Source organism: Mucilaginibacter gossypii (assembly GCF_017569325.2).
In the GTDB taxonomy this organism is placed as follows: Bacteria; Bacteroidota; Bacteroidia; order Sphingobacteriales; family Sphingobacteriaceae; genus Mucilaginibacter; species Mucilaginibacter gossypii.
Genome location: NZ_CP071878.2, coordinates 2,795,070 through 2,808,665 on the forward strand (window position 1 = coordinate 2,795,070; position 13,596 = coordinate 2,808,665).

Consider the following 13,596-nt stretch of genomic DNA (forward strand, 5'->3'; position numbering starts at 1 on the left):
CTCGACGGTTATTAACTTTCCGTTAATATCGCAATTTTTCACAACCATTTTATATATTAACCGTATAAAAGCCTACTAAGCCTTTAATTTCGGCTGTTTTTTTATTTGAGGAATGTTTTTTGCATGCAATTGCAGTGAAAAACAAAACGCGTTAATTGTAAGGCTATTTATTTTATACTTAGCTGTTAGTTAAAAACGGCTAATAAACCATTTTCTTTTCATTAATAACATTTATTAAATTTATATTTTTTTTTACATATCAGCATTTACAATAAATAATAATAACATACAACAAACTGATTAATAAAACATTTGCTTCTCTTTTATAAATAACCCCCATTAATTAAGTATGAAAAGAACGCTACTTATAGTTGATGATGACTTGAGTATACTAAAACTACTCAACTTCATTCTGTCAAAAGAATATGATATTGTAGTTAAAAATAATGGCATCGAAGCTTTTAGCTGGCTCGAAGACGGCAATATGCCCGAATTGATTATATCCGACCTCCAAATGCCTTATTTTGACGGCCAGTCTTTTATTAAGAACGTAAAGATTAGTGGCTTTTATCGTGAAATACCTGTTATATTGCTATCGGCCGCCCATGATCTTGATGCCCAGGTAAGCAACATGCCTTTTAAGGTTGATGCCTACATTCACAAGCCGTTTAACCCAACTGCATTAAAAACAGCTATTAATCAAGTTTTACAAGTTTATGAATCACCAAACATCTGATTGGAACGAAAGTTCAGGTTCTAATATCAGGATAGCCTATGCCGGCACCGAGTTTAAGGAAATGATTTCGGCTGGACTAAATGAAGGCTTTAAAATTGCTTACAACAACTCTATTGACCAGTTGAATGATTATTTAGGCGAGCAATCTATTTTATCCGTTCCTGATATTATTTTGGTTGAAGTTGATACTGAGGGCAAATGGATTAAAATGGTTGAAGAAGTTAAACAAAGCTTTCTTCTTAGTGGTTTAATTATTGTACTTCTTTCATCACAAAATGATAAAACTCTAAGGCAAAAAGCCATTAAATTAAAGGTTCATGATTTTTATGGCGAACCGTTTGCCATAAGTGACCTGCGCGAAAGGCTTAATTTTTTGGTGCGCTTTAAACTGATAAAGCCCAAATTGCTTGAGCTTTCAAAAGTAGTTGATACGACTTATAAAATGCCGGCAGGTAAGCGCCTTATCGATCTGGTAATTTCGGGCGGTATGATGTTTGTATTATCGCCTGTTATGCTAATAGTTGCTATTTTAATTAAGCTGGATTCAAAAGGACCTGTATTTTACAAAAGCAAACGCGTAGGTACAGGTTATAAAGTATTTGATTTTTATAAATTCAGATCGATGCGTACCGATGCCGACCAACTGCTGGCAAAGTTATCTGCCGAAAACAATCAATATGCCGCCGAAGGGGGCGACAATAAAGTTGCCTTTGTGAAAATCAAGAATGATCCGCGTATTACTAAGCTGGGCAATTTCTTACGCAATTCAAGCCTTGATGAATTACCGCAATTATTCAATATACTACGGGGCGATATGTCGGTAGTTGGTAACAGGCCATTGCCTTTATATGAGGCCGAGATGCTTACCTCTAACGAATGGTCGATGCGTTTTCTTGGTCCTGCCGGTTTAACGGGCCTATGGCAGATCAGCAAACGCGGAAAGGAAGACATGTCTGAACGTGAAAGGAAAAAATTAGATAATTTTTATGCCCAGAAATATTCTATTTGGTTAGATTTAAAAATTATTGCAGGTACAGTACCCGCATTATTCCAAAAAGAAAAAGTATAACTATATGCCCCTGAAACTGAAGCCCATTTATATTTTTATAATTGCTCTATTATTTACCACCCGCGCACATGCGCAGCAAACTTCATTTGTAAGTGACATTAACTATCCTTTTCTTGAAAAACTTATAGCAACTGCTAAAAAAAACTACCCCGAAGTAAAATCCCGTCAAAGCCAGGTAAATGCAGCCAAAGCCGTTTATAACTCCGCCGTGTTTTCATGGCTCGATGGTTTAACTGCATCTTACATTTATAGTCCGCAAACATCTATCAACATTTCGCAGCCAACCATATTTAAAGGTTATCAAATAAGCCTTTCGCTAAACTTAGGACACCTGTTTTCGAGGCCGGGAGTTATCAAGCAAACGAAAGAAATCTACAAAGCGGCAGAATTTCAACAGGCCGAGTATATGTTAAGCCTTGAAGCCCAGGTAAAACGCTATTACTTTGCATATCTGGCAGCGCAGGCCGAACTAAGGCTGAGGGCAAATGCCGTAATTGATGCCGAAAGTGCTGTTAAGCAATTAAAATACGCGTTTCAAAAAGGCGAAACAACTTTTCAGATCTATAATGAACAGCTTACCACCTTATACAGCCAAAACGCCTTTAAAGTACAAGCTGAATTATCGACATTTACAGCCAAGACCAATCTTGAAGAATTATTGGGTACCAAATTAGAAGACGTTAAGTAAAAGATGGAGATAGGCAATTTTTTCAATCTGCTAAAGAAATACAGAACTGTACTGATAATAATACCGCTTGTAGCAGTAATCACTTCTTTTTTCCTGGTAAAAAACTTACCTGATAATTACCAGTCGCACGCGGAAATAGCCACCGGCATAGTTGACGCCTCCAGCCATCTTCTTGATCAGGATCCTACGACGAACGTACAAGAGCAACAGGTTTACCGCGAATTCAGTAACCTCATGGCGATCATGAAGCTAAAGAAACTTATTGACCAGGTTTCTTATTCGCTCATGATCCACGACCTGAGCGATCCCTATCCCTTTCGTAAACAAAGTAAGGAATTACTTGAATTGCGGCCTTATGAAAAGGATAACGTATTAGCGATTTTTAAAAAGAAATTTGCCACCCTCCAACCGTTATCTGTTTATGATAAAACCGAGAACTCACTTATTGGGTTGCTCAGGTCAATGAAATACGATGAGCGTAACATAGTAAAAGACCTGCTAATTTACCGTGAAGAAAGCAGTGATTTTATTTCTGTAAGTTTTAATTCAGAAAACCCCCAGCTTTCGGCGTTTGTAGTGAATACATTATGCAAACAGTTTATCGACTATTATACCCAAAGCGTAAAGCAAAATGAATCAAATGCAGTAAATTTTTTATCAAATCTGTTAGATACCAAACGTAAAGCGCTGAGTGAAAAAACCAGCGAATTACAGCAGTATAAAATTCAAAACGGTGTATTGAACCTGGATGAGCAGTCCAAAGCGATTTTTAGCCAGATCATGACTTACAATGACAGAAAATTGCAGGCTGAAAAGGATGTAATATCCAATCAGGGCGCCATTGATGCTATCGTCCAAAAGTTCTCACCCGATGAAAGGAAATATGTTGAATCGATAACCAACAAATACAACCAGGCTATCATTTCCACTCAGGACCAATTGCATATACTGGAAGATCAGTATGTACGCAGCGGGTTTAATAATAAGTATAAAGAATCTCTTGATTCGTTACAGCAACAGCTCTCAAATCAGATCAATTTAACATCTGATAAATACATTACCAATCCGCTTGTGAGCAAAGAGGATCAGGTTAAACAAAAGCTTGGTCTTGAGATTTCCCGCGATCTGGCTAAATACAGCGTTAAATCAATAAATGATGAGCTCACAAATCTTAATGCTAAATTCTCCCGCCTGGTTCCGTTTGATGCGAAAGTAAAAACCCTTTATTTTGATATTGATATTGCAGGTAAAGAATACCTGGATGTATTGAACAAATACAATGAAACTAACCTGCGTTCAAGCATTTCAATAAAACTGGTCCAGATTGAAATGGCCCAGCCTGATGTAGCCCAGCCTTCAAAAAAAATGCTGCTTATTATATTAAGCGGCATGGGCAGTTTATTTGCCTGTCTCTTCTGGCTGTTCGTATTATTTTACATCGATGATACCATTAAAAGCCCTACCGAACTGGTTAATAAAACCCAGCTACCGTTATTAGGCTATCTGAACAAGATCAGCGGTGAAAATCTCGATTTGCGCAAACTGTGGGATGTGGAGCACCGTGAAAAAATGAAGACCTTTAAAGAGTTGTTGCGCTCTATACGGTTTGAAATTGACCAGGAATTAAAAGGTGAAAAAATTTTAGCCATAACAAGCATTGAGCCTGGCGAAGGTAAAACACTGCTGGCGATAAGCCTGGCATACTCTTACTCCATGATCAATAAAAGAGTGCTGTTAATTGACGGTAACTTCAATAACGCCACGATAAGTAATACCGCTCAGCCGCAAGTATACCTTGAAGATTATTTTAAAAACAGCCAATTTGGCAAATCCGAACTCAGCAGCTCAAACACTACTGTTTTAGGCAACCGCGGAGGTGACGTAACCCTGCTTGAAATTGGCAGCGAAGCCTTTGTTAAGAGCAAATTTGACGAGCTGCGGACTAAATACGATATAGTAATCATTGATACTACCCCGCTTACCGCGCTTAATAAATCCAAAGAATGGTTATTATTTGCAAATAAAACAATAGCTGTATTTGAAGCCAACAGGAAAATAAATAATATTCAGAAACAGCACATAACCTATTTGAAAGGGCTTGAAAACAAGTTTGCCGGCTGGGTACTCAATAAAACCGAATACGATCAGAAAAAAGAAAAACACCCTTAATTGAACGAAGTACGCAACCCTGGTTCATATACTTAATGTTACTTAAAATGAGAATTGACCCTCCCAAACCCAAAAAGGATCCATTTGAAGATTTAAGTCCGCTTCAAAAAAAAACACGCAAAGCGGCTATAGTATTTGCATTTATCAGTGTATTTGTGTGGGCTGTGAAGATCTTGTTCCTGTAAATTTACAAAAAGAGTTACTAATTCATGCGCAATGAACCAACAGGTAATACTGAAATTAAGCAAAACTTTTGGAAAGCGCTTTTGATTCAAAAGTTTTCGCATCCGTTTGCCCTGTTTTTTTTGGTTATTACCTCACTTGTGATAAGTTTTTTAACCTATAAGCTTGGATTTATAGGCATAGGTGCTGTTTTTGTGATGACAATGGGTTTACCCATTGTATTTGCCGTTACCGTTTATCCCGAATTCGGCATTTGCGCGTTTATCACAGGTGCATTTTTCATCAGTTACATTGCTGAATTTTTACCAAGCGGAGTACCTATCGGTACGTTGATGGATGTAACCACCTATCTGCTTATCTTTGGTTTTTTTATAAAACAGCGTACTGAACAAAACTGGACCTATTTTAAAAATCCTATAAGCTACATGATACTGGTGTGGCTGGCCTACAATATGTTTGAATTTGTAAACCCTGCGGCCGCGTCACGGCTGGCCTGGATTTATACGGTTCGGACTGTGGGTTTCATTATGCTGATGTACTTTGTTTTTGTTTACCAGATCCGCACGGTAAAGTTCATAAAAACGCTTTTAAAACTTTGGATATTGCTGGATATACTGGCGGGAATCTCTGCTTTTCAACAAGAAAACATTGGCTTTTTTCCATTCGAGCGCCGATCCCTGTATTCCGATCCGCTCCGTGTAAGTTTGTTGTTCATCAACGGGCATATGCGTAAATTTGCGATCTTTTCTGATCCTGTTACATTTTCATACAACATGGTTATAGGCGCATTGCTTTGCATTGTACTCATTATGGGCAAATTACCTGTCAAACGCAAAGTATTACTGGGCTTTATCGCCGCTTTCTTTTTATATGTTATGCTTTATTCCGGTACAAGGGCCGCCTATGTATTGGTACCGGGAGCACTCTCTATGCTGGCCGTTTTAAACTTCAACAAACGGGTTTTATTTTTCACACTTGTGGCAGGAGGCATGCTCGGCATTTTGATAGTAATGCCAACCTCCAACCCATTGATCAAGCGGTTTCAAACAGCTTTTAACCCATCCGATGACGCATCTTACAACGTTCGTGCTGAAAATCAAAAGAGGATCAAGCCTTATATCCTTTCCCACCCTATTGGCGGCGGCTTAGGTTCTGTAGGCGTTTGGGGCCGTAAGTTTTCACCAAACTCCATGTTAGCCAAATTCCCGCCCGACAGTGGTTATGTGCGCGTAGCCGTTGAAATGGGCTGGATTGGGCTCATCCTATTTTGTACACTGTTTTTTGTGGTGCTTAAAACAGGGATAAACTTTTACTTCAGTATCAAAAATTCCGAACTTAAAAATTACTGCCTGGCCATGTTGCTGATCTTGTTCGCGTTCAATATTGGTAACTTTCCGCAGCAGGCTATCGTTCAATACCCATCAAACATCCTATTCTACCTGGCCATATCCATCCTTGTAGTATGCAAGCGCCTTGACAACCAGGAACAGGAACAATTTAAAAAAAATAGTAGTACAGGGGCAATACTAATTCATTAAGCAGATGTCATTTGTATCATCCATAAAATCAAATCCCAGGTTAAAAAAATTAGTTCACTGGATGCTTATTCCGCCCGGACAGTCGAGGCCAAGGCTTTGGGTTAGGCTGATACTTAACCGCTTTTTCCATCACCGGGGTAAAAACAGTGTAGTAAGGTTTAATGCACGGATGGACCTTTTTCCGTTCAACAAGTTTTCACTTGGCGCAAAAAGTATTGTAGAAGACTTCGCTGTGATCAATAACGGCGTTGGCGATGTATTTATCGGGGAAGGATCAGGCGTTGGCATCAGTACGGTAATAATCGGCCCGGTTAAAATAGGCAATTTCAGCATGACAGCGCAGCATGTTGTAATATCCGGCCTTAATCATGGCTATCAGGACGTAAGTATGCCGCCACGCCATCAAAAAGTAACCACCCAACAAATTACTATTGATGATAATGTTTGGATAGGTGCTAATTGTGTGGTAACCGCCGGTGTAACCATTGGTAAACATTCGGTTATTGGGGCTGGCAGTGTGGTTACGAGGGATATCCCGCCTTATTCGGTAGCAGTTGGCAACCCCGCCAAAGTAATAAAACAATATAATTTCACAACACAATTGTGGGAGAAAGCGTAAAACATGATACATGAGTTTATTTAAAAAATTAATAAACAAACACACGCTTTCACTGGCAACCAACGCCGTATTGCCGGTTTTGGGAATGGTGATACTATCACTGCTGGCCCGCCGCTTAAGTAAACCCGCCTTTGGCAACTATGTGTTTTTCCAGATTGTATTTACACTGGCCGATACCTTTCGTACGGGTTTTCTGCAAACATCGGTCATTAAATTTTATTCGGGCTCCACGTCCGAGAGAATGAAAAACATATCAGGATCCGCCTGGTACCTGGGTTTTATGGTCACTTGTGTATTTGCCATCGTAAATCTCCTGATCTATTTTATTTACACAAATCCAGACGCTGATATAGTTATTACGCTTAAATGGTTTAGCCTCATTTATTTCTGCACACTCCCCTCGGCGGTGAGCCTTTGGACGCTCCAGGCCGAAGAGCGCTTTGATAAAATGTTCACCTTGCAATTAATGAACCAGGGAGGTTTTCTGGCGCTGGTGGTTGGCGTTGCCGTTGCGGGCAAATCAAATTTTGAAACAACTATATATTGTTACTTTACAGCTAACCTGTTAAGCAGCGTTATTTGCATTATTACAGGCTGGGCTAAGGTAAAAACCATAGCACACAAAAACTGGGCTACAATAAAACAAATGGCCCATTTTGGTAAATACAGTGTAGGCACATCTATAAGTTCATACCTGCTCAGAAGCTCTGATACATTTATCGTAAAGCCTATGTTCAGCCCCGATCTGTTGGCTGTTTATTACATTCCGCAACGGCTTATGGAGATTTTTGAAATCCCGCTAAGGGCTTTCATTTCTACTGCATTGCCGGTAATGTCGGCAGCTGTACAGCGGGGCGATCAAAAATATGTCACCTATATCATGAAAAAATATGCGGGCATGCTTACCATAGCGCTTACCCCTATCGCTGTTATCTGTTTCGTTGCTGCTGACCTTATTATCGGGCTGCTATTTGGCGCTAAATATCAGCATTCTGATGCAGGCAATATTTTCAGGATTTTTATGTGTTATGTAATGCTGTTACCTATCGACAGGTTTTTCGGTATAACGCTTGATATCATCAACAAACCACATCTTAACATGATCAAAGTGTTCCTGATGCTAACAGTGAACGTAATAGGCGATTTTACGGGAATTCTCATGTTCCACAACTTGTATGCGGTAGCAGTTGCTTCTATCTTTACCTTTGCTACCGGTGCTGTATTTGGTTACTGGGCATTAAAAAAACATCTTCAGTTTAAAATATCCGACATCTTTGTTTTAGGCTACATCGAATTAAAAGAGCTTATAGGTGTTGTGATGGGCAAAATAAAAGGAAAACGACTAACTGAATAAGCAAGTTATATGGAGCTTAAAAACCGGCATATCGTAATATTTTCGCAAATGCAGTTTGATAGCCGCCTCGAATCAACAAACTATACTATGGCCAAACATTTGGCCAAAGATAACTACGTGTATTATGTTGACAGGCCCTATACCTGGAAAGATTATATCCAGTTTAAAAACACGCCCGGGTATAAGGCACGCAAACCGCACTTCTTTTCTCCTCAAAATAGTTTTATCCAAACAGAGATCCCTAATTTAAAGATCATTATTACGCCTCCGGTACCGTCGATCAATTCATTGCCCGAAGGAGCTGTCTATCGGCTGGCCGTGAAAGTGAACGAACGAATTGTAGCGGCCAGGCTCAATAAGATTATTAAGAGCCTTAAAATAAAGGACTACATCTTTATCAACTCCTATGCGTTTTACTACCCAACCATGCACCGGTTGTTGAAATTGAAACCATTATTAAAAGTTTATCATTGCGTTGATCCGCTTATTGAGGAATACCAAATTCGTCACGGCCTTATATCCGAAGATATATTGGTGAGAGATATGGATCTGGTGATCAGCACCAGTAAAGAGTTACGCAATGCAAAAGCAAAACTTAACCCTAAGTCGTACTTCGTACCAAATGCAGCCGACATCGGCCATAGTCAAAAAGCGCTGGATCCGGCGTTGCCTGTAGCAGATATCCTTTCTGATATCCCTAAACCAATAATCGGTTATTTCGGCAATATTGAACGGCGTATTGATTATAATTTATTAACGCAGCTACTCGAACAAAATCCCGATAAAAACTTTGTATTTGTAGGGCCGGTTGGTAAAGATTATGAAAACAACCCCGCTTTTAATGCGCCTAATATTTTCAAAAAAGGAGCAGTACCCTATGAGCAGTTGCCTGCCGTGCTTAAGGGATTTGATGTTGCTATTATCCCCTTCAAAAAAGATGAGGTAAGCAGTTCCATTTTCCCGCTTAAGTTATTTGAATACCTGGGCTCGGGCCGGCCGGTAGTGATCACTGATTTTAACGAAGATTTAGAAGAGTTTACCGGCGACAGCGTATATATCTGCAAAAATGTTGATGAATTTTCTGCTGCCCTTAATTTATCGTTAAACGACACTCCTTTTTTACAACAAAAAAGATTAAAAATAGCGGCACAAAATACATGGGAGCACCGTATAACAGAGATCAAAAGTTTGCTTGCAACAAATTTGAACAATAAACGGAAAGTTAATTTTTAATAATACAAACCTGCTGCTAATTAATACAAACAGGGTTTAGCAATAAAACACATGGAAATCATTAAATTCATAGCATCCCTAATCGCCATTTTGTTGTTTATATATCTTGGTGTATATAGCCTGTACCTGTTTGTATTTTCGGTACTCGGAAAATTAATCCCCATCAAACCGCCTGCTACAGCCACCGCACTCAGTAAATTCATAGTTTATATCTGTGCTTATAAAGAAGATGAAATTATTTTAAACTCGGCGGCGGCGGCACTAACTATCGATTACCCTAAAGATATGTTCACGGTTTGTGTGATAGCCGACTCCATGAAACCTGAAACCATTGTTAAATTAAAGCAGATGCCTTTGCAGGTAGTAGAGGTGGTTTTTGAAACCAGCACCAAATCAAAAGCGCTGAACAAAGCCATTGAAAACACGGCGGTTGGATTTGATGCCGCGGTTGTTTTTGACATTGATAACATTGCCGCGCCCGATTACCTATACCAGATCAACAACTATTTACAAGCAGGTCACCGGGTGGTGCAGGGCCATAGGGTAGCAAAAAACTCAAACACACAGGTAGCAATACTTGATGCTGTAAGCGAAGAAGTTAACAATCATATTTTCAGAAAATCGCAGCAGTTGTTTAATTTTTCGGCAGCCATTATAGGTTCGGGTATGGCCTTGGAGTACAACCTGTTTGTAAATGTAATGTCGCGTATTGATGCCGTGGGCGGGTTTGACAAGGAAATGGGCTTATTATTGACCCGTGATAAGATCCATGTTGCTTATGCAGAAAAAGCGTATATCTACGATGAAAAAGTGAGTAACCCCGCAGTGTTTGAAAAGCAGCGTAAGCGCTGGCTTTCAGCTCAGTTTAACTTGCTTAAAAAGTATGGAGCAACCGCGCCGGCCCAATTTTTCCGCGGCAATTTTGACTACGTGAATGAGATTTATCAGATGGCTATCCTGCCGCGCGTATTAATGCTTGGCCTGATGCCTTTTATGCTATTGATCTCTTTTTTTACTCCGGGCATAGGCCCGCACTGGCATTTGTGGCTTGGGGCAACAGTGGCTTGTTACCTTGGTATCGTAGTTGCCATACCAACATCGTTTTATAATAGAAAACTTTTAGAAGCCATGCTTAAACTGCCGCTTATATTTTTTACCATGTTTTTACTGCTGTTTAAGTTAAAAGGGGCAAACAAAAAGTTTATTCATACACCGCACGATAATGCTCCTGCAGAACCGGTAAATGAAGATACAGCTTTGAAATAGCGAAAACGAATGTGATAATTAATTGCCCTATAATATAATTACTTTGCCGAAAGTTGCTCTCCCGGTCGCTGTAGTTCGGCCACTTAAAATTGTTCCTAACCATCAAGAAACACTTCAGAAATTGCGCAGAAATGCCTAACGCTGTTTAAGTTCAATTATCGAGGTAAAAGTATTTACGCCTGTATCAGGTTTATGTTTGTAGTTAAACGCATCGCTGGCACGCGCAATGATCATCAGGCCATAATGTTCATTTAAGCCCATAATGGTTTCCTTGTTAATATACCGTACATCAAGGTCTTCGGTAAAAAACTCTAATTGGTTACTGTTTTTCACCCGCCCTTTTAATGTACCGAAGTCATCGCCATAGATGGCAATTTCATTTGGGGTAAATTTGCTGTGCGTTAACGGCCATGTTAACAATGCCTGTCTGGTATTAATTTGCAGCGGCCTTCCCTTATCCTGTTTACTTATATATAATTTGTTATTTTTCAGATCGATCCCGATCCTGGTAACATCATCCCCCATGTGCTTGAGCGAGTTGGTAAGCAGTTCAATCAGGATGGTTTTTATCCTGAAGCCTGCGTCGTCATCAACTATATCTTTTGCTATGTTTTGGATATAGTTAATGATCTGGACAGTTAAAGGATAAATACCTTCGGTTTCATTGTTAAAAACAAATTTTTTCAAGGTAGTAAATTCGTTTATGCCCCGGTTAAAGCCTCCTGTGTATTTGTATAGATCCTGAACACCTTATCAAGCCGCACCAATTGAAACAATGACCTGATATCATTATTTAAGCCAACAACGGCAATGTCTCCCCCGCTGTTCATGGCCAGTTTAAGAGCCGATACCAATGCGCCCAAAAAAGAACTGTCAACATATATTACCTGTTCAAAGTTTACAATAACATACTTATTTCCTTTATTGATCAGGCTCATCAGTTCCGACTTAAATTGTTCAGCATTTGCCAAATTCGCCTCTTTAAGCAGGATATCCGCAATTAATGCATTATTAAGCAGATGTGTTTGTAATATCATTTAGCTGTTTTTTTGAATAAATATTAAACTGCAGTCATCAATTTGTTCTCTCGCTTTTTCGTTCAAAAAGCCATCATGTTTTAAGGTTGCAAATGAATTGGTTTTACCAAGATATTTTTCAATCTCATCAATAAAACTGTTCAGATCGGTTTTCTTTCCTGCCGGTGTCTCTTTATCTATCAATCCATCTGTTATCATGATCAACTGATCACCAGGCTGCATGGTAAATAAATGTTCATCAAAGCCGCCCTCTTTACTAATCCCCAGCAACAAGCCTGATGAGCTAATCCTGTTAAGTTTATTTTCCCTGGAGCTAAAATATAACAGCGGCAAGTCGCCCGCGCCGGTATAACTTAGCGTTTCATTCTCCGGATCGATCCTGACAAGTGAAAGTGTCGACAGCACGTCGCTCACAACCGGGTCATGGTAAATTACCGAGTTGATTTTTTGCATGATACTTTTGGTTGATACGTCCCCTTCCGAAACACATATCCTTACAGCTGCCCTTATATAGCTCAGATAGCCGAATGAAAAAAACCATGCTCCCCATTTTTTGCCCATCACATCGCCCAGGATAATAAAAGTATACCTGTTATTTATAGTTAGCACATCAATAAAATCTCCGCCCGGGTAATTCTCAAACGATTTATGCCAGAAATCTATTTCAAAGCCATTAATACGGGGTATTTCCTGCGGAACGGAATACAAATTTAAGGCTATTGCGGCGCTGCTCAGCTCCCTGATCGTGTGTTCGTGGCGTTCGCGGATGCTGTTCAAAAAATTATTGATCTTTGAGATAATGACCACAATGGGTGTATCCTTATCAATGTAGTCAATAGCATCAAGACTGATCCCCGCTATCATGTGAGCGTGATCGGTAACCGATGTTAAAAACATAAAGGGGATATTTTTATACTCAGGTACAGTCATTAAATGCTGCCTGAATACAAAACCATCTGTACCGGGCATTTGATAATCAGACAAAATCAAATCGGGGATCTCATTTTCAAGCACCGTCATAGCTTCCTCTACATTACCTGCCTTCCGGCTAATAAAACCCTCTTTTTCCAAAGCCTGGCCTATAACCATCAAAATCAGCGGGCTATCATCAACCAGGAGTATTTTTGGACGTTTCGGCATATTAGTGAGTTCAGGCGTTAATTTTTCGGAGTAGGGCATTTATAAACAAATATACACCCGATAATACTATTAACACCGATATAACATCCATTAAAGTTATACCGTCGTCCTTTGAAAAATAAAAAATGGTAAACATTTCAAAATATGGCGGTGCAGGCATGATGATCATGGCTAAACCAAGTATGATCATGGTAACCGCAATTGCTACCAAAACCATACGCTTTATTCTTTCATGCAGCAAGTATTTCTTCGATTCCCGGCTATCAACCTGGTGTTGGGTAAGTAAAAATTCCAGGTTTGTTACCATATCAAGCCGGCTTTGCTCCTGATCTAACCCGCTAAAGGCATCAAATTTTTGCTGGTTCGAATTACTTTCAATAGCATTATTAATTTTTTGCTGTATGGCTTTAACAAGTTCTTTATCAACATTCCCCTTTTTCAGCAATTGTATAAGCTCATCTGCTTTTATGGTAAGCAGTGACTCATCATTATTTGGTTGGTTATTATTCAAAGGAATATAGTGATATAATTGGTTAACTTTTACTAATATTAGCCGTAAAAAGC

General features: G+C 39.4%; 14 protein-coding genes. 10 read left to right on the forward strand and 4 right to left on the reverse strand.

The features are described from left to right. The first annotated feature begins 349 nt into the window (after nt 1-349). The 10 genes from J3L18_RS11675 to J3L18_RS11720 are packed head-to-tail and all read left to right on the forward strand — an operon-like array spanning nt 350 to nt 10,855. Nucleotides 350-736 carry a response regulator gene (locus J3L18_RS11675; protein ID WP_090525064.1) on the forward strand — a complete coding sequence of 129 codons (387 nt, stop codon included), beginning with the start codon at nt 350-352 and terminating at the stop codon, nt 734-736. Further along, nucleotides 717-1,805 carry a sugar transferase gene (locus tag J3L18_RS11680; protein WP_112655027.1) on the forward strand — a complete coding sequence of 363 codons (1,089 nt, stop codon included), beginning with the start codon at nt 717-719 and terminating at the stop codon, nt 1,803-1,805. The genes J3L18_RS11675 and J3L18_RS11680 overlap by 20 nt, the downstream gene beginning before the upstream one ends. Before the next feature lie 4 nt (nt 1,806-1,809). Beyond that, the gene (locus J3L18_RS11685; protein WP_129568662.1) at nt 1,810-2,493 is read left to right on the forward strand and encodes a TolC family protein; all 684 of its coding nucleotides are present in this window, start codon (nt 1,810-1,812) and stop codon (nt 2,491-2,493) included. Between the two features lie 3 nt (nt 2,494-2,496). Then, a complete protein-coding gene (locus J3L18_RS11690) occupies nt 2,497-4,662 on the forward strand; it encodes an exopolysaccharide transport family protein (protein ID WP_129568663.1) in 2,166 nt (721 codons plus the stop codon). Nucleotides 4,663-4,709: 47 nt separating this feature from the next. Beyond that, nucleotides 4,710-4,847: a hypothetical protein gene (locus J3L18_RS11695; RefSeq protein ID WP_167516160.1), complete on the forward strand. Its 138-nt coding sequence runs from the start codon at nt 4,710-4,712 to the stop codon at nt 4,845-4,847. A gap of 24 nt (nt 4,848-4,871) precedes the next feature. Further along, a complete protein-coding gene (locus J3L18_RS11700) occupies nt 4,872-6,383 on the forward strand; it encodes an O-antigen ligase family protein (protein ID WP_129568664.1) in 1,512 nt (503 codons plus the stop codon). A gap of 4 nt (nt 6,384-6,387) precedes the next feature. After that, the gene (locus tag J3L18_RS11705; RefSeq protein WP_112655031.1) at nt 6,388-7,002 is read left to right on the forward strand and encodes an acyltransferase; all 615 of its coding nucleotides are present in this window, start codon (nt 6,388-6,390) and stop codon (nt 7,000-7,002) included. Nucleotides 7,003-7,012: 10 nt separating this feature from the next. Beyond that, on the forward strand, nt 7,013-8,356 hold the full coding sequence (locus tag J3L18_RS11710; protein ID WP_129568665.1) for an oligosaccharide flippase family protein: 1,344 nt from the start codon (nt 7,013-7,015) through the stop codon (nt 8,354-8,356). Nucleotides 8,357-8,365: 9 nt separating this feature from the next. Further along, nucleotides 8,366-9,589 carry a glycosyltransferase family protein gene (locus J3L18_RS11715; protein WP_129568666.1) on the forward strand — a complete coding sequence of 408 codons (1,224 nt, stop codon included), beginning with the start codon at nt 8,366-8,368 and terminating at the stop codon, nt 9,587-9,589. Between the two features lie 51 nt (nt 9,590-9,640). Continuing rightward, entirely contained in the window at nt 9,641-10,855 is a 1,215-nt protein-coding gene (locus tag J3L18_RS11720) for a glycosyltransferase family 2 protein (protein ID WP_129568667.1), read from the forward strand. Between the two features lie 135 nt (nt 10,856-10,990). On the opposite strand, the gene J3L18_RS11725 is transcribed toward J3L18_RS11720, so the two are convergent. From J3L18_RS11725 to J3L18_RS11740, 4 genes are read right to left on the reverse strand one after another with little or no spacing between them, the layout of a single operon-like run. Then, nucleotides 10,991-11,542 (reverse strand): sensor histidine kinase, encoded by a 552-nt coding sequence (locus J3L18_RS11725; RefSeq protein WP_112655035.1) that lies wholly within the window; start codon nt 11,540-11,542, stop codon nt 10,991-10,993. A 14-nt stretch (nt 11,543-11,556) separates the two neighbouring features. Further along, a complete protein-coding gene (locus tag J3L18_RS11730; RefSeq protein ID WP_129568668.1) occupies nt 11,557-11,892 on the reverse strand; it encodes an STAS domain-containing protein in 336 nt (111 codons plus the stop codon). Beyond that, on the reverse strand, nt 11,893-13,032 hold the full coding sequence (locus J3L18_RS11735) for a fused response regulator/phosphatase (RefSeq protein WP_129568669.1): 1,140 nt from the start codon (nt 13,030-13,032) through the stop codon (nt 11,893-11,895). It lies immediately after the preceding gene. Between the two features lie 10 nt (nt 13,033-13,042). Then, complete coding sequence (locus J3L18_RS11740) at nt 13,043-13,543, reverse strand: hypothetical protein (protein WP_112655037.1); 501 nt, start codon at nt 13,541-13,543, stop codon at nt 13,043-13,045. Nucleotides 13,544-13,596 lie beyond the last annotated feature (53 nt).